Source organism: Tsuneonella rigui, from assembly GCF_003958625.1.
Taxonomy (GTDB): Bacteria; Pseudomonadota; Alphaproteobacteria; order Sphingomonadales; family Sphingomonadaceae; genus Tsuneonella; species Tsuneonella rigui.
In genome coordinates this window covers 48,178-65,296 of record NZ_RSEL01000013.1, presented here as the reverse complement: position 1 = coordinate 65,296, position 17,119 = coordinate 48,178, and the positions used below count along the sequence as shown (strand labels likewise).

The window sequence follows — 17,119 nt, the reverse complement described above, 5'->3', positions numbered from 1 at the left end:
GCGAAAAGCGCGGGGCGACAAGCAGATGCGTGCCCGCTCCCCGCGAACCGTTGCGCCTCAACGGCGGCGCTGGCATGGCCGCGCGCGATGACGACCGAACTCGACAAGACTTTCGACCCCGCCGCGATCGAGGCGAAGTGGTACGCTCACTGGGAGGCGAACGGCCTGTTCCGGCCCGAGCGGCCGGACGCGCAGCCGTTCACCATCGTCAACCCACCGCCCAACGTGACGGGCTCGCTGCATATCGGCCACGCCCTCGACAACACGCTGCAGGACGTGGTCGTGCGTTACGAGCGGCTTCGCGGCAAGGACGCGCTGTGGGTGGTGGGCACCGATCACGCCGGGATCGCCACCCAGATGGTGGTCGAGCGGCAGATGGCGCTAAGCCAGGACAAGCGCACCAATTATTCGCGCGAACAGTTCGTCGACAAGGTGTGGGAGTGGAAGGCCGAAAGTGGCGGCACCATCACCCGCCAGCTCCGCCGGCTGGGCTGCTCGATGGACTGGTCTCGCGAGCAGTTCACCATGGACCCGCATTTCACCCGTGCCGTGGTGAAGGTGTTCGTCGACCTCTACAACCAGGGCCTGATCTACCGCGACAAGCGGCTGGTGAACTGGGACCCGGCGCTCGGCACCGCGATCAGCGACCTCGAGGTCGAGACGCAGGAGATCAAGGGCGGCTTCTGGCACTTCCGCTATCCGCTGGCCGACGGCGTCACCACCAGTGAGGGCGCGGATCACCTGGTGGTCGCGACCACGCGGCCCGAGACGATGCTGGCCGATATGGCGGTGGCTGTGCACCCCTCCGACGCGCGCTATGCCAGCGTGGTAGGCAAGGAGATCGTCCAGCCGATCACCGGCCGCCGGTTGAAGGTCATCGCCGACGAGCACGCCGACCCCGAGCTCGGTTCGGGCGTGGTGAAGATCACCCCAGGGCATGACTTCAACGACTTCGAAGTCGGCAAGCGCGCCGGCTTCGCGGCCGGCGAAATGCTCAACATGCTCGATGCCAAGGCCGCGGTGGTTCAGACCGCCGACGGCCTGGTGCCCGAGGAGTTCCTCGGCCTCGACCGCTTCGATGCGCGTGCGCTCGTGGTGCAGCGGATGAAGGAAGCAGGTTTCCTCATTCCCCACGTCGACAAGGACGGCACCGAGCACGACGCCGAGCCGCGCACGATCGCCACCCCCTTCGGCGACCGTGGCGGCGTGGTTATCGAGCCGTGGCTGACCGACCAGTGGTACGTCGATGCCAAGACCCTCGCCCAGCCGCCGCTGGAGGCGGTGCGTGACGGGCGGATCGAGATCGTCCCCAAGAGCTGGGAGAAGACCTTCTTCAACTGGATGGAGAACATCCAGCCGTGGTGCGTCAGCCGCCAGCTATGGTGGGGGCACCGAATTCCGGCGTGGTTTGGCCCAAGAGTCGACGGCGGCATGTTGATGATCGACCAGAGCATGTCGAACGCGAACATGATCTTCGTCGCCGAGACCGAAGAGGAGGCTTTGCAGCAGGCAGGCGAGTACTATCGCTCGCACGGTTTCGACAAGCCGGTCGAGGTGGTGGAAGACGACGCCTACGACGCGAACATCGAAGGCGAGTTCGACGGCATCTACCTCGTCCGCGAGGAGGACGTGCTCGACACCTGGTTCTCCAGCGCGCTGTGGCCGTTCGCCACGCTCGGCTGGCCGGAGCAGACTGACCTGCTCGCCCGCCACTACCCCAACGACCTCCTCATCTCCGGCTTCGACATCCTGTTCTTCTGGGACGCGCGGATGGCGATGCAGGGGATGCACTTCATGGGAGATGTGCCGTGGAAGCGGCTGTATCTCCACGGATTGGTGCGCGCGGCCGACGGGCAGAAGATGTCCAAGTCCAAGGGCAACGTGGTCGATCCGCTGGGCCTGATCGACCGGTTCGGGGCCGACGCCCTGCGCTTCTTCATGTGCGCGATGGAAAGCCAGGGTCGCGACGTGAAGATGGATGAGAGCCGGGTCGAGGGCTACCGCAACTTCGCGACCAAGCTGTGGAACGCGGCCCGCTTCTGTCAGGCCAACGGCATCGGCGGCTCGCAAACAATCGCAGCGCCGGCGGCGACCAGTGCGGTCAACCAGTGGATCGTCGGCGAAGTCTCCGCGACCGTCGCCGCGATCGACAAGGCGATGGCGGACCTGCGCTTCGATTCCGCCGCGGGCGCGATCTACCGGTTCGTGTGGGACACCTTCTGCGACTGGTACCTCGAGCTCATCAAGGGCCAGATCGACGACGAAACCCGCACGGTGGCCGGCTGGGTGCTCGACCAGATCCTGGTCATGCTGCACCCCTTCATGCCGTTCATCACCGAAGAGCTGTGGCACGCGCAGGGTAACCGGCCCTACGAGCTGATCGTCGCGCAGTGGCCGCAGGCGAGCGCGAACGCCAACCGGGCGGCAAGCGCCGAGGTCGAGTGGCTGATTGACCTCACCCGCTCTCTGCGCACCGCGAAGAACGAACTCGGCCTTCCGCCGGGCGCCAAGCTGGAGGCATGGCTCGCCACCCCGTCCGACACCGCCAGCCGCGTGCTCACCGGCAACAGCGCCGCGATCGAGCGGGTCGCGCGGCTCAGCGCGGTCAATGTCACGCCAGCCCCTGAGGGCCCGGCGATCCAGGTCAGTGCCGGCAGCGATGCGTTGGTCATCCCCCTCGAAGGCCTGATCGACGTCAATGCGGAGAAGGAGCGTCTGACCAAGGCGCTTGGCGTGAGCGAGAAGGAAGCCGCCGCACTTGCCGGCCGCCTGGGCAACGCCAACTTCGTCGAACGCGCCAAGCCCGAAGCGGTCGAGAAGGCCCGCGCCGATCACGCACACCACGCGGCGGAGGCGGAGCGGATCAAGGCGGCGCTCGAACGGCTGGGGTAACTCTCCGCCGGGGCGGTTTTCCTACACGGCGCGAATGTGCCAAGGCGCGCGGACCATGTCGTTCGCCGCACTCTCTGTTTCTGCTCGCAAGGCGACACTTTGGCCGCAAGGCGACACAATTGCGCGCAAGGCGACTCTTGTCCCTGGACAGTGTGACAAGTGTGACAAGTCCAACAGCCGATGCAGCTGACGCTCGCCACCGATGACACCGGCGGGCCGGAGATTTTCGCCTCTCCGCAAGGCGAGGGTCCGTCCGCCGGCATAGCGTGCAGCTTCATCCGGCTGAGCCGCTGCAACCTCGCGTGCCAGTGGTGCGACACCGCCTACACCTGGCGCTTCGACGGGGACGAACGCCCGCACCGTGCCGGCGTCAGCTATGACCGCAAGGCCAACCAGCTCGCATTGAGCCCGCTCGAAGCCGCGCGGATGATCGACCGGTTCGAGCCGCGCCGCCTCGTTGTCACCGGCGGCGAGCCGCTGCTCCAGGCCCCCGCCCTCGCCGAGCTCGCCGCGCTCCTCCCCGAGCACGCGATCGAGGTCGAAACGAACGGCACCGTCGAGCCGCATCCGCGCTTCGACGCCTATGTCGAGCAGTACAACGTCAGCCCCAAGCTATCGCACAGCGGCAACCCCGCCACGCTCGCGCTGCTGCCGCCGCGTATGCGGCAATGGGCGAGCGAGCCCCGCGCGTTCTTTAAGTTCGTGATCGCGGAACCCGCCGATGTGGACGAGGTTCTGTTCCTGCAGCGCGCCTATGCCATCTCGCCCGACAAAGTCTTCCTGATGCCCGAGGGCACCGATAGCGCGACGCTGCGCTCCCGCCTCGAATGGCTGGCCCCGCTCGCTGCCGGCCACGGCTTCAAGGTGTCCGATCGGTTGCATATCCACCTGTTCGGCGACACCCGCGGCACATGAGCGAAGGCGATGCCTCTCCCGCCGCCCCGCAGCGAAGCGGCATGCGCGATCTGACGAGTGGGCCAGTGCTGAGGACGCTCGTCATGTTCAGCTTGCCGACGCTCGGCTCGAACCTGCTCCAGTCGTTAAACGGCACGGTCAATTCGATCTGGGTCGGGCGGCTGATCGGCGATGCCGCGCTGGCGGCGACCGCCAATGCCAACATCGTCATGTTCCTAGTGTTCGCCGCCGTCTTCGGCTTCGGCATGGCGGCGACGGTCAAGATGGGCCAGGCGTTCGGCGCCGGCGAGGTCGATGTCGCGCGTCGCACCTTCGGCAGCGCGGTCGGGCTGTGCGTCGCGCTCGCGGTGGTGGTCGCGCTCGCCGGCTGGATCTTCGCGCCGAACCTGCTGACCCTGCTGGCGACACCCGGCGAAAGCTACGCGCTGGCGCTCGCGTACCTGCGGATCATCTTCGTCTCGATCCCGGGCGGCATGCTGACGGTGATGATCGCGATGGGGCTGCGCGGCGCGGGCGATTCCAAGACGCCGTTCCTGTTCATGGCGCTGTCGGTGGTGCTCGACGTGGTGCTCAACCCATTGCTGATCGCGGGCGTCGGGCCGTTCCCGAAGATGGGCATCGCCGGCTCGGCCGCCTCGACCGCCTTTGCCGGCTACGCGTCGCTCGCGGCGCTGCTCGCCTACGTCTACGCCAAGGACTTGCCGTTGCGGCTGCGCGGTACAGAACTCGGCTACCTGATCCCACGGCGCGCGGAGCTCGGTTACATCGTCGGCAAGGGCCTGCCGATGGGCGCGCAGATGCTGCTGATATCGTCGGCCGGCATCGTGATCGTGGGTCTGGTCAACCGCTACGGGATCAACGCCGCGGCCGCCTACGGCGCCTCGCTCCAGCTGTGGACTTATCTGCAGATGCCGGCGATGGCGATCGGCGCCGGGGTGAGCGCGATGGCCGCGCAGGCGATCGGTGCGCGGTTGCCCGAACGGCTCGACGCGATCAGTCGGGCGGGCATCCTCATCAACCTCGTCATGACCGGCACGATGACGGCGTTGCTGCTGCTATTCGACCGCCCGGCGCTGGTGCTGTTCCTCGGGCCCGACAGCCCGGCCGTGCCGCTCGCCCGGCACATCCAGTTCCTCGCCAGCTGGAGTTTCATCCTGTTCGGGGTGACGATCGTGCTGTTCGGCACGATGCGCGCGGGCGGCGTGGTCTGGGTGCCGCTGATTGCGCTCGGTATCGCGATGTTCCCCGCGCGGCTCGGTTTCTACTACGGATTCCGCGATGTGCTCGGGCAGGACGCGCTGTGGTGGTGCTTCTCGTTCGGGTCGCTGGTGTCGATGGTGATCGCGATCTGGTTCTACCGCCGGCCGGGTTGGCGCGAGTTGGGCCGCGCGATCAGTCCCGAGCGCGCGGCAGAGGAAGCGCACACCGACGGCGAGGCCGCGGGGCGGTTCAAGCCCGAATTGTAGGATGCGGGCAACAGTCGTTTGCCAGGGGAACAGGGTTTCGGCAAATTAAACATAAATAAGACTTCGTGATTATTGCCACGCCTGACTTGTACCGTTAGTTAGGTAACAAGGGTAATACAGGGGTCGCAGTTGCCAGCGGGAGGATTCACGCCTGCTGAATGGTTCGTGCTCGTCGAGCACGAATTGATGCTGTTCGCCGGCCTGCTGTTTCTTATCGGCACGCTCGACGAGCTGGCGGTCGACCTGCTCTGGCTGTGGCTGCGCCTGACGGGGCGGGCGCGGACCGAGCGGATTGCGGAGGATCAGGTCCACCGCGCGCTGACCGGCCCCGCCGCGGTGTTCATCCCGGCCTGGCGCGAAGCAGCGGTGATCGGCCCCACCGTCCGCCACGCCCTCCAGCACTGGCCGCACGACCGGCTGCGGCTATACGTCGGCTGCTACCGCAACGATCCCGCGACGATCGAGGCGGTGCTCGCCGCCGCCCAAGGCGATCCGCGCCTGCGCCTGGTCATCCATGGCCGCTACGGACCGAGCACCAAGGCCGACTGCCTCAACCGCCTCTATCGAGCGCTGGAGGACGACGAACGCCGCGCCGGCCGCACCGCCCGCATGGTGGTGATGCACGATGCCGAGGACATGATCGACCCCGCCGCGCTCAGCGTACTCGATACGCACATCGAAGCCGCGGATCTCGTCCAACTCCCGGTCCTGCCGCACCCACTCAGTGGGTCCCGCTGGGTCGCCTCACATTACTGCGAGGAGTTCGCCGAGGCGCACGGAAAGGCAATGGTCGTGCGCGACGCGTTGCGCGCGGGCCTGCCGACCGCCGGCGTTGGCTGCGCAATCGCTCGTCACGCACTCGCCCAGCTCGATAGCAAGAACGGCGGTCAGGGTCCGTTCGCGGCCGAGTGCCTGACCGAGGACTATGAGCTCGGCCTTGGCGTTGCCGCACTCGGCGGACGCTCGCGATTCGTGCGTTGCCGCACCGCCGACGGGCGGTTGGTGGCGACCCGCGCCTGCTTTCCAGCGCGTCTCGATTCGGCGGTGCGCCAGAAAACCCGTTGGGTGCACGGCATTGCCTTCCAGTCATGGGACCGGCTCGGTTGGGGCCGGCGACCAGTGGACCTGTGGATGCGGCTGCGCGACCGGCGTGGCCCCCTGACCGCGCTGGTGCTCGCGGTCGCGTACCTGCTGCTGGCGCTCGTCGCATTAGGGTGGATCGGCGAACTGGCAGGCTTCGGCTTCGCGCCCGATCCTTCGCCGGTGTTGTTCGTCCTGCTGGCGGTGAACCTGGCGGGCTTCGCCTGGCGCGCCGCTTGGCGGTTTGCCTTTACCGCCCGCGAGTACGGAGTCGCCGAGGGCGTGCGCGCTGTACTCCGCATTCCCGTAGCCAACGTGATCGCGATCATGGCTGGCCGCCGCGCATTGTGCGGCTATGTCGCCTCGCTCACCGGGCGAGAGCCGAGTTGGGACAAGACTAGCCACACGATTCATCCGGCCATCGCCCAAGAGGCCGGGGCAAACCAATGACCGCTCCTTCCGGCGTGCGCCGCCGTCGAGGCGAGCCCTTGATGGCGCTCGTGCTCTTGCTGGGAGGCTGGACTGGCGTGCGTGTCATGCTTTGGGAATCGCCATTCGCGAGGACCGCTTCACAATTTACGAATCCTGGCGAAAAAGCGATGCGGCAGGCGGCGGTCAGCGATCTTACGCTGCACTCGGTCGCGCCTGTCAGCATTGCATCAATTGGCAGCCGCGAGGTGCCGCGGTTCGCACCTGATCTTGGTCGAATTGCTCGATCCGGCATCCTGCATTCGTCGACTGCGCTCGAAGAAGCGGAAGGCGCGGCAGCGATCTCTAGGCCCATCCCATCAATCGCCATGGCCGGTTCAACATTGCTGACGATCGCGCCGCCTCCCGCTCCGGAATCCTCACCGCCCCTAATTCACCCTCTGCCGATCATCCCAACCGCTGGTCCGGGCCGCTGGCACCTCGCAGCATGGGCCGCGTGGCGACAGGGCACCGGATTGCCCCGGGTTGCGAACGGTCCGCGGCCCGCGAGCTATGGGGGCACCCAGATCGGCGCTTTGCTCCAATTCGATCTCGCTAACGGGGTTCATCGCCCGGCGGTTCACGTCCGTGCTACCCATGCGCCTGACCGTCCACGGCAGAGCGAGATTGCAGCTGGCGTCGGTATCCGTCCTTTGGCGGCGGTGCCAGTGCGCGTGATGGGCGAGGTCCGCGCCACCCGCAGCCTTGGCCAAGTCGACGTACGCCCCGCCCTGCTGGCCGTGACCGAACTGCCGCCGGCCGAACTTCCGCTCAAACTGACCGTTGAGGGCTATGCACAGGGCGGCTGGGTTGGCGGTAGCTATGCCACCGCATTCGCCGATGGACAGGTACGCGCGACGCGCGAGATATTCGCGGCCGGCCCGGCACGCCTCCACCTTGGAGCCGGCGCGTGGGGCGGCACCCAAAAGTTCGCCAGCCGCCTCGATGTCGGGCCGACCGTCGCGGTCGATCTCGGCCGCGGGGCAGTCTCCGCGCGATTGAGCATCGACTACCGCATGCGGGTGGCCGGCAACGCGTCTCCCGGCGACGGAGTGGCAGTGACGCTTTCGACCGGATTCTGACGTCGCCCACCTTCAATAGCGCGCCGCGAGGGGGTAGGGCCTCCTCGATGGACGTCTACCTTCCGATCGCGAACCTGTCGGTGAACGGGCTGGTGATCGTCCTGCTCGGCGCGCTGACGGGCGTGCTGTCGGGGCTGTTCGGGGTGGGCGGCGGCTTCCTCACCACTCCGCTGCTCATCTTCTACGGGGTTCCGCCGACCGTCGCCGCGGCCTCGGCCTCGACCCAGGTCACCGGCGCGAGCGTTTCCGGCGTGCTGGCGCACAACCGGCGCGGCGGGGTCGACTACCGCATGGGCGCGGTCACGATCGCGGGCGGCATGATCGGCAGCGGCATCGGCGCGCTGCTGTTTCGTTTCTTCCAGTCGATCGGGCAGATCGATACGGTCATCTCGATCCTTTACGTGGTCATGCTCGGCGCGATCGGCACGCTGATGGCGCGCGAGGCGTGGGGGACGCTGCGCGCGGACAAGAAGGGTGAGCGGCCACGTGCGGCGAAGCGGCGGCACCACCCGCTGGTGGCGGCTCTGCCAGGGCGGTGGCGGTTCTACCGCTCGGGTCTTTACATCTCACCGCTCGCGCCCCTCATCCTCGGGGCGCTGGTTGGCATCCTCACCATGCTCATGGGGGTCGGCGGCGGGTTCATGCTGGTTCCCGCGATGCTCTATATCCTCGGGATGAGCGCGGGGGTGGTGGTCGGCACCAGCCTGTTCAACATCCTGTTCGTGACGATGGTCACTACGATGATGCACGCCCTCACCACCAAGGCGGTCGACCTGGTGCTGGCCGCACTGCTGCTGTTGGGCTCGGTCTCGGGAGCCCAGATCGGCACCCAGATGGCGCAGAAGGTGAAGCCGGAGATGCTGCGCCTGATCCTCGCCGTAATCGTGCTGCTGATCGCGCTGCGCATGTTGTGGGGCCTCGGCGTGCGGCCGGACGAGATTTACACGGTGACCCCGCTGTGATTCGGATCGCGCTGCTGCTTCTGGCATTCTTCGCGCTGACGGGCGCGCGCGATCCCATCCTCGTGCCCGAGGTCAGCCAACATGAAGTGAAGGTGCGCCAGGGTTTCACCGGTACCGAGCTTCTGCTGTTCGGCGCGATCCTCGATCCAGCCGGCACCCGGGCAGCGCGCGGCTATGACGTGGTGGTCGTGCTCAAGGGCCCCAGCGAGCCGATCCGACTGCGCGAGAAATCGAAGATCGGTGGCATGTGGCTCAATGCCGCCAGCACGGACTTCCGCTCAGCACCGTCCTTCTTCGCGGTCGCCGCCTCGCGCCCGGTGAAGGACATCGTCGATGAGCGGACCGCCGCCATCTATGAATTCGGGACCGATTTCATCCAGCTCTCGCCCACCGGCGAGATCGATCCGGCTGAGCAAGCCCGGTTCACCTCGGGCCTGGTCGATCTCAAGCGCCGCCAGGGGCTCTACGAAGAGGACATGCACGGGGTGAAGATCAGCGGTCAGGTACTCTACCAGGCGCGCATCGCCCTGCCTTCGAATGTGCAGACCGGGACCTACACCGCCGAGACTTTTGCCGTCACCAACGGCCGCGTGGTCGCTTCCGCGATTGCGGAGGTCGAGGTCAAGAAAGTCGGCTTCGAACGCTTCGTCGAGGTGTTCGCGCAGCGGCAGGCGTTCTTCTACGGGTTGCTGGCGGTCAGCCTGTCGATTGCGATGGGCTGGATGGCTGGCCGGTTGTTCGCACTGATCTGAAAACTCGGCCTTTCGGGTAGCGTTGACCCGATCTTAACTGCACTTGAGGCATGCCCGCTCGTCGCAGATTTCGAGGGGCGTGTCCGGTTATGGACGAATTGGGTAAGCAGACGTTTCAGAGTTTCGAAGGCGCTGAGGCGTCCGCTTCGGCTCCTGCCGCGCGCACGAGCGGCGCGCCAGTCGACAATGCGATGCATCCGATTGGGGTGGTGCTGGAAATCGCGGGCTCCGGCTCACAGATCGCGCTCGACTTAGAACGGCTCAACGAATGCATGGCCGATGACGACCCGTCGATTGCACTCGCCGGCCAGGTCGGCAGCCAGATCAAGATTCGCGTCGGCAACTCGTGGCTGCTCGCCAGCGTCCGCAACCAGAAGCAGGACCGGCGGAGCGGTGGCGGAATCATCGCCAACATCGACTTCCTGGGCGAAGGGAGCGAGGAAAAGCTCACCGGCCGCATCCACGGGTTTCGCCGCGGTGTGACCCGCTATCCGATCCCGGGGGCGCTGATCTATCCGGCAACCACCGCGGACTTGCGCCAGATCTACGCCAGCGACGGGCGCTCGAACGTTCAAGTCGGTACCGTCTATCCGACCAAGGACATCCGCGCGGGCCTCTACATCGACGCGATGCTCGGCAAGCATTTCGCGCTGCTCGGATCGACCGGCACCGGTAAATCGACCAGCGCCGCGCTGATCCTGCACCGGATCTGCGATGCAGCGCCCGACGGCCACATCCTGATGATCGACCCGCATGGCGAGTACTCGGCGGCCTTCCGCAACACCGGCCTGATCCTCGACGTCTCGAACCTGCAGATGCCCTACTGGCTGATGAATTTCGAGGAGCACTGCGAGGTCCTGCTGACCAGCAGCGGCAACGACCGGCAGACCGATCAGGACATTCTTGCCAAATGCCTACTCAAGTCGCGCACCAAGAATCGCCTCGCGGAAACGATGGGCAAGATCACAGTCGATTCGCCGATCCCCTATCTCCTGTCGGACCTCGCTAACGAGATCCAAAATGAGATGGGTAAGCTCGACAAGGCGACCAACTCCGCCCCGTACATGCGGATCAAGACCAAGCTCGACGAGCTCAAGGCAGATCCGCGCTATCAGTTCATGTTCTCCGGCATGCTGGTCGGCGACACGATGGGCGAGTTCCTCGCCAAGATTTTCCGCATGCCCAGTTCGGGCAAGCCGATCTCGATCATCGATGTGTCGGGGGTGCCGAGCGACATCACCAGTACAGTGGTCGCGGTGCTCAGCCGCCTGGTGTTCGACTTCGCCATTTGGGGCCGTGAAGAGAAGACCCGGCCCATCCTGCTGGTGTGCGAAGAGGCGCACCGGTACGTGCCAAGTGAGAAGAACGCGGATGGCTCGTCGGTCGGCAAGATCCTCAGCCGCATCGCCAAGGAAGGCCGCAAGTACGGCATCAGCCTGGGGCTCATCACCCAGCGTCCGTCGGACCTTGCCGAGGGCGTGCTGTCGCAGTGCGGCACGATCCTGTCGATGCGCCTCAACAACGAGCGCGACCAGGCGTTCGTGAAGGCGGCGATGCCCGAAGGCGCGCGCGGCTTCCTCGACTCGATCCCCGCGCTGCGCAACCGCGAGTGCATCATCTGCGGCGAGGGTGTCGCGATCCCGATGCGCGTGAGCTTCGACAATCTCGAAGAGCAGAAGCGTCCGGCGTCCGAAGATCCCAGCTTCGTCGATTTGTGGCGCCAGTCTGGCGGCGAGGAGGACCGGGTGCACCGCATCGTCCAGCGCTGGCGGTCGCAAGGCAAATAGCGCCCTCGAGGCCTATACTTTCGGATAATTAGTTGCGAGGCGGATCGGCATCATGGCCGACCGCCCCAACCCACTTTCCGCCTTCGTCGCGCCCGTCCGAACCCTGTTCGTGCAGGATTGGGCCGCCGGCGTGCTGTTGATCCTCATTGCTGTTGCGGCGATGGCGGCCGCCAATTCACCGCTCGGCCACGCCTATCACGCGCTGTTCCACGATCCGCTCGCGTGGACGCCGATCGCCAAGCTGAGCAACCTGCATCTGTGGATCAACGACGGCCTGATGGCCGTGTTCTTCTTCGTCGTCGGTCTCGAAGTGAAGCGCGAGATGATCGAGGGGCAACTCGCGACTGCTGAACAGCGCCGCCTGCCGCTACTTGCTGCGATAGCCGGCATGGCGACGCCGGCCGCGATTTACCTCTTAGTTGCGGGAAGTGAACCGGAGTTGCAGCGCGGCTGGGCGATCCCGGCGGCGACCGATATCGCCTTTGCGATGGGCGTAGTCGGCCTGCTCGGACAGCGCGTGCCGCCTGCACTGCGCCTGTTCCTGCTGACCGTCGCCATCGTCGACGATATCGGCGCGGTGCTGATCATCGCGCTATTCTACTCGAGCGGGCTCGATCTCGCCTGGCTGATCGGCGCAGTGGTACTGCTCGGGATGCTCATCGCCCTCAACAGGGCGCGTGTTACGCGCCTGTGGCCGTTCCTGCTCGTCGCGCTGCTGCTGTGGTTCTGCGTGCTCCACTCGGGCGTCCACGCAACGATCGCCGGGGTGGCCGCCGCGCTCACCATCCCGATGGTGGGCAAGGACGACGACACGATGCTCGAGCGCGTCGAGCACGTGCTCGCGCCTTGGAGTTCCTACCTGATCGTGCCCCTGTTCGGCTTCGCCAACGCGGGGGTAAATCTTGCCGGCATCGGCTTGGCGGGCGTGCTCGCCCCGCTCCCGCTGGCGATCGGCGCAGGCCTTGTATTGGGCAAACAACTAGGAATCTTCGCCGCAATCGCGATTGCCAACGCGATCGGCTTCGCACCCAAGCCGGCGGGATCGAGTTGGCCGGCGATCTGGGGCGTCAGCATCCTGTGCGGCATCGGCTTCACGATGTCGCTGTTCATTTCCGAGCTGGCGTTCCCGCGGTCACAGCTCCTCGTCGAAGAGGCCAAGATCGGGATCCTGCTCGGGTCGCTGATATCCGCCGTGCTCGGCTTCGTGGTGCTGCGGCTGGTGACCCAGCCTCGCGATCCCGCAGAGAGCGCGAGCGCCTAACTGTTACCAGGTGCCGGTGTTGGGCATGCTCGCCCATGGCTCCTGTGGCGGCAAGTTGCCGTCCTGCAGCAGCTCGACTGAAATCCCGTCAGGCGATTTGACGAAGGCCATGTGACCATCACGCGGCGGTCGGTGGATCACGTGGCCGGCGTCAGCAATGCGCTGGCAGGTCTCGTAGATATTCTCCACCCGGTACGCGAGGTGGCCGAAGTTGCGCCCGCCCGCATACTCCTCCGGCGCGCTGCCATCATCCGGCGGCCAGTTGTAGGTCAACTCGACCTCAGCGAGGCCATCCTGTCCGGGTGCCGCCAGGAAGATCAGCGTGAATCGGCCTTGCTCGCTGTCGAACCGGCGAACCTCTTCAAGACCGATCAGCTTGAAGAAGGCGACCGTCGCATCGGGATCGGACACCCGGATCATCGAATGCAGATATTTGACCACCGCCTCGCACTCCATTCAAACTCGGTTCATCGACAGAAATGCACAACTTGTCTCACGGGTCGCGCCGTCCAACGGAGCCTAGCGATGAACGACCTGTCCGATCAATCCACCCCATCCAATGGTTCCGGTGCGCCGGGTTTCCCGCGCGACGATAAGTCGCTGCGCTGGCTGGGCACAGCGGCGGTCGTATCAGTGGGATTGGTGGCCAGCGGTTATCTGCTCGGGAACGGCCTGCTGCGCGCGAAGGAAGCTGATCGGGCAGTGACCGTCCGCGGCCTTGCGGAGCGCAACGTCACCGCGGACCTCGCGACCTGGACGATCTCGTACTCCGATACCGGCGCCGACCTCGGCACGGTGCAGGCCAAGGTCCGCAATGACACCCAGGCAATCGAGCAGTTCTTCGCCGGGCTGGGCTTTCCCAAGGGCGCGCTGCAGCCGACCGGCGCCAACGTTTCTACCTACACGGACCAGGGCGTGACGCGCTACACCGTGCGCCAGCGGCTGGCTTTGCGGACCAACGATATCCCGCGCGCACAGCGGGCGGTGGCGCGGCAGTTCGATCTGGTGAACCGCGGCGTCCTGCTCGAGGAAGGCAGCGGCATGGCTTACACCTTCACCAAGCTCAACGCGATCAAGCCGCCCATGGTGGCCGAGGCGACCAAAGATGCGCGGTCGGCGGCCGAACAGTTCGCCAAGGACAGCGGCACCAGCGTCGGCGCGATCAAGGATGCGACGCAGGGCTACTTCGAAATCGAATCGCGCGACGGAGAAAGCAGCGGCGGCGAGTGGGGTGCGTCGGACACGCCCTACAAGAAGGTTCGGGTGGTCACGACGGTCAGCTTCTCACTGAACTGACAGTGGCGGGGCCGGTGCGAATTGCGCCGGCCCCGTACGGGTCAGAAGCTGGCGCCTACCGAAAACACCACCGCGTCGTCGGTAAATCCGTCGATCGAGGGACCTTCGGTACCGACGTAGGACACGCCAAGGGTCAAGTTGCCCAACACCGCCGCACTCGCGCCGAGCGACCAGTCGAAGCCGGTGTCGTCGCCCGTGCCCGCCAGCAGCGGCGGAGCCTGAACGCCGTCGGTGTAGCCGAGGTGCGCCGAGAGGGTCAGCGGCGTCGCCGGAATACCCGAGCTGAGCTCGGTATGGATGTACAGGTTATCGTCCCCGCCGAGCGAGTCCTGTTCCCACGCGTAGTTCACGCCGAGCTTGGCTTGCACCGGCCCCAGCTCGCCGCTGATTGTGGCGTAGGGTTCGAAGTACTCGGCGTCGAAGCCCTTCGCGTTGCCGGGATACGCGTAGTAGAGCAGGCCGACATCGAGGCCGACGCCCTCGGCGACATTGCCGCTCCACCCGCCGAACAGATCGACCTCGGCGTCGCCGTAGATGTCAGTCCCGCCATCGTCGATCGACGAAGCCCAGGTTCCAACATAGAACCCGCTATTGCTGGTGACAGTGACCCCGCCCTGGATCGCCGGATCCCCGCCCGACAGCGAGACGCCGCGGAAGCGGTAATCGGAAACGAGCGTGACGCTTCCGGAAACAGTAATCGAACTGGTATCATCACCCTCTTCCTGCGCGAACGCGGGAGAAGCGACGAAGGCTGCAGAGAACATAAAGGCGGCGATCAAGCCGCGAGTGGACGTAAGCATGGCAAACTCCTCGTTTGTGCCTCGTCCCGCCTGCGCATCGTACGGTCGCCCATGGCAGCGGGTCTCTTCCGACGAATACGCAACTTTCTTGCCGCTCGATGCTGCGGTGCACAAGATAAAAATGCCCGCGCCGCGATGCGCCGCCCGTGTGTGGATTTTCGGCACCAGCCGCCGCTCGATTAACCCCAGCGTCATTCATTGCCGCGCATGGCGCGCTCGCCTATGCGGCTGCCACTCATGTTCGAGCCCCTTCGCAAGATCTTCTCCCGCGCCCGCCAGCCAGAGCGCCCACTTCCCGCGGTGCCACCCGGCACGCGCTGGTATGCGGTCGGCGACATCCACGGACGCCTCGATCTATTCGAGGAACTGATTGCGGCGATCGAGCGCGACGATGCCGAGGCGCCACCTGCGGATACCACTGTTGTGTTGCTCGGCGATCTGGTCGATCGCGGTCCGGATAGTGCCGGTGTGGTGGCCCGCGCTCGCGCGTGGCAGGCGCAGCGTCGGGTGCGACTGCTCGCGGGCAATCATGAGGAAATGTTTCTCTTCGCGCTCGAGGACATCGCCGTCCTGCGCCACTTCCTGCGCCACGGCGGCCGCCAGACCGCGCTGAGCTACGGAATACCGCGGGATCAGTACGACCGCGCGACGATGGAAGAGCTGCAGGAGATGCTCAACTCGGTACTGCCCGACGAGGATCGCCGGTTCCTGGCCGCCGCCAAGAACTACGTAGTCGCCGGTGACTACCTGTTCGTTCACGCAGGTATCGCGCCGCACGTTCCGCTCGAGGAACAGGAGGAGCACCACTTGCGGTGGATTCGCGAACCTTTCCTGGAGCACGCCGAGCCGCACGAGCACTTCGTGGTCCATGGGCACACGATCGCCGAGGCGATCGACGAGAGGCCCAATCGGATCGGCATCGACACCGGAGCCTACCGTTCGGGTTGCCTGACCGCGCTGGTGCTCGAAGGAACGAGCCGGCGGGTGATTCAGGCGATCGAGCGCGATGGGGTGATCACAATCGAAACGGGGACGGACGCCGCATGAAAATCGCCATGGTGGGGTCGGGGTACGTCGGCCTGGTGTCGGGGGCGTGCTTCGCCGACTTCGGGCACGATGTCGTGTGCATCGACAAGGATGCATCGAAGATCGAGCGGCTGGAGAACGGCGTCATGCCGATCTACGAGCCCGGCCTCGACGATCTGGTCGCCGCCAACGTCAAGGCGGGGCGCTTGTCGTTCACTACCGATCTGGCTGAAGGTATCCGCGGGGCGTCGGCGGTGTTCATCGCCGTCGGCACGCCCAGCCGACGCGGTGACGGGCACGCGGACCTGTCGTTTGTGTACGCCGTCGCGCAGGAAGTGGGCGAGCAATTGTCGAACGATACGGTTGTCGTCACCAAATCGACTGTGCCGGTCGGTACCGGCGACGAGGTGGAGCGAATCTTGCGCGAATCCGGCGCCAAGCACCGCGTCGCCGTCGTGTCCAACCCTGAGTTCCTGCGTGAGGGCGCGGCGATCGGCGACTTCAAGCGGCCTGACCGCATCGTCATCGGCGCGGAGGACGATTTCGGCCGCGAGGTTATGCGCGAGGTCTACCGCCCGCTGTTCCTGAACGAAGCACCGATGCTGTTCGTCAGCCGCCGTTCGAGCGAGCTGATCAAATACGCCGCCAACGCCTTCCTCGCGACCAAGATCACCTTCATCAACGAGATGGCGGACCTGTGCGAGAAGGTCGGCGCCAACGTGCAGGACGTCAGCCGCGGGATCGGCATGGACAACCGCATCGGCGCCAAGTTTCTGCACGCCGGGCCCGGCTACGGCGGCAGTTGCTTCCCCAAGGACACGCTGGCGCTGCTCAAGACCGCGGAGGACTACGACAGCCCGGTCCGGATCGTCGAGGCGGTGGTCAAGGTCAACGATCACCGCAAGCGCGCGATGGGCCGCAAGGTGCTCGAAGCGCTGGGCGGGATGGACGCCGCGCGCGGGAAGAAGGTCGCGCTGCTCGGCCTTACCTTCAAGCCCAACACCGACGACATGCGCGACAGCCCGGCGATCGCGGTCGCCCAGGCGCTGATCGACGCGGGCGTCACCGTCGCGGCTTACGATCCCGAAGGCATGGAGCAGGCGCGCCCGCTGATGCCCGAGGTCGAGATGTGCGACAGCCCCTACGCCGCGATCGAGCATGCGGATGCGGTGGCGATCGTCACCGAATGGGACGCCTTCCGCGCGCTCGACTTCGCCCGCATCAAGCAGATCGCCAAGGCGCCGGTGCTTGTAGACTTGCGCAACATCTACCGGCCGGACGACGTGCGTTCCGCGGGCTTCACCTACTCGAGCATCGGGCGCGACTGAGGTC

General features: G+C 65.9%; 14 protein-coding genes. 12 read left to right on the top strand and 2 right to left on the bottom strand.

Features of this window, described 5'->3' with window-relative positions; all coding sequences use genetic code 11:
- The first annotated feature begins 87 nt into the window (after positions 1-87).
- The 9 genes from ELY12_RS04720 (at position 88) to nhaA (ending at position 12,665) form a co-directional block, all read left to right on the top strand.
- Positions 88-2,892, top strand: coding sequence for a valine--tRNA ligase (locus tag ELY12_RS04720; protein WP_126175549.1), 2,805 nt, complete (start codon positions 88-90; stop codon positions 2,890-2,892).
- A gap of 180 nt (positions 2,893-3,072) precedes the next feature.
- Positions 3,073-3,807: a 7-carboxy-7-deazaguanine synthase QueE gene (locus ELY12_RS04715; RefSeq protein WP_126175548.1), complete on the top strand. Its 735-nt coding sequence runs from the start codon at positions 3,073-3,075 to the stop codon at positions 3,805-3,807.
- The gene (locus ELY12_RS04710; RefSeq protein ID WP_126175547.1) at positions 3,804-5,273 is read left to right on the top strand and encodes an MATE family efflux transporter; all 1,470 of its coding nucleotides are present in this window, start codon (positions 3,804-3,806) and stop codon (positions 5,271-5,273) included. Before ELY12_RS04715 ends, ELY12_RS04710 begins: the two co-directional genes overlap by 4 nt.
- A gap of 165 nt (positions 5,274-5,438) precedes the next feature.
- The gene (locus tag ELY12_RS04705) at positions 5,439-6,803 is read left to right on the top strand and encodes a glycosyl transferase family protein (protein ID WP_241229728.1); all 1,365 of its coding nucleotides are present in this window, start codon (positions 5,439-5,441) and stop codon (positions 6,801-6,803) included.
- 680 nt (positions 6,804-7,483) lie between these two features.
- Positions 7,484-7,903: a hypothetical protein gene (locus ELY12_RS04700; RefSeq protein WP_126175546.1), complete on the top strand. Its 420-nt coding sequence runs from the start codon at positions 7,484-7,486 to the stop codon at positions 7,901-7,903.
- 47 nt (positions 7,904-7,950) lie between these two features.
- The gene (locus ELY12_RS04695; protein ID WP_126175545.1) at positions 7,951-8,865 is read left to right on the top strand and encodes a sulfite exporter TauE/SafE family protein; all 915 of its coding nucleotides are present in this window, start codon (positions 7,951-7,953) and stop codon (positions 8,863-8,865) included.
- The gene (locus ELY12_RS04690; protein ID WP_126175815.1) at positions 8,865-9,617 is read left to right on the top strand and encodes a TIGR02186 family protein; all 753 of its coding nucleotides are present in this window, start codon (positions 8,865-8,867) and stop codon (positions 9,615-9,617) included. Before ELY12_RS04695 ends, ELY12_RS04690 begins: the two co-directional genes overlap by 1 nt.
- An 89-nt stretch (positions 9,618-9,706) precedes the next feature.
- Entirely contained in the window at positions 9,707-11,404 is a 1,698-nt protein-coding gene (locus ELY12_RS04685; protein WP_126175544.1) for an ATP-binding protein, read from the top strand.
- 52 nt (positions 11,405-11,456) lie between these two features.
- On the top strand, positions 11,457-12,665 hold the full coding sequence (nhaA, locus tag ELY12_RS04680) for a Na+/H+ antiporter NhaA (protein WP_126175543.1): 1,209 nt from the start codon (positions 11,457-11,459) through the stop codon (positions 12,663-12,665).
- A gap of 3 nt (positions 12,666-12,668) precedes the next feature.
- Here nhaA and ELY12_RS04675 read toward each other — a convergent pair whose 3' ends face one another.
- Positions 12,669-13,106 (bottom strand): VOC family protein, encoded by a 438-nt coding sequence (locus ELY12_RS04675; protein ID WP_126175542.1) that lies wholly within the window; start codon positions 13,104-13,106, stop codon positions 12,669-12,671.
- An 84-nt stretch (positions 13,107-13,190) separates the two neighbouring features.
- On the opposite strand from ELY12_RS04675, the gene ELY12_RS04670 reads away from it, so the two are divergent.
- Positions 13,191-13,961: an SIMPL domain-containing protein gene (locus ELY12_RS04670; RefSeq protein WP_126175541.1), complete on the top strand. Its 771-nt coding sequence runs from the start codon at positions 13,191-13,193 to the stop codon at positions 13,959-13,961.
- 41 nt (positions 13,962-14,002) lie between these two features.
- Here the strand turns inward: ELY12_RS04670 and ELY12_RS04665 are convergent, their stop codons facing one another.
- Positions 14,003-14,761 (bottom strand): TorF family putative porin, encoded by a 759-nt coding sequence (locus ELY12_RS04665; RefSeq protein ID WP_126175540.1) that lies wholly within the window; start codon positions 14,759-14,761, stop codon positions 14,003-14,005.
- A gap of 237 nt (positions 14,762-14,998) precedes the next feature.
- On the opposite strand from ELY12_RS04665, the gene ELY12_RS04660 reads away from it, so the two are divergent.
- Together ELY12_RS04660 and ELY12_RS04655 are read left to right on the top strand one after the other, a co-directional pair.
- Positions 14,999-15,808, top strand: coding sequence for a metallophosphoesterase family protein (locus ELY12_RS04660; RefSeq protein ID WP_126175539.1), 810 nt, complete (start codon positions 14,999-15,001; stop codon positions 15,806-15,808).
- Complete coding sequence (locus ELY12_RS04655) at positions 15,805-17,115, top strand: UDP-glucose dehydrogenase family protein (protein ID WP_126175538.1); 1,311 nt, start codon at positions 15,805-15,807, stop codon at positions 17,113-17,115. The genes ELY12_RS04660 and ELY12_RS04655 overlap by 4 nt, the downstream gene beginning before the upstream one ends.
- Positions 17,116-17,119: the final 4 nt, after the last annotated feature.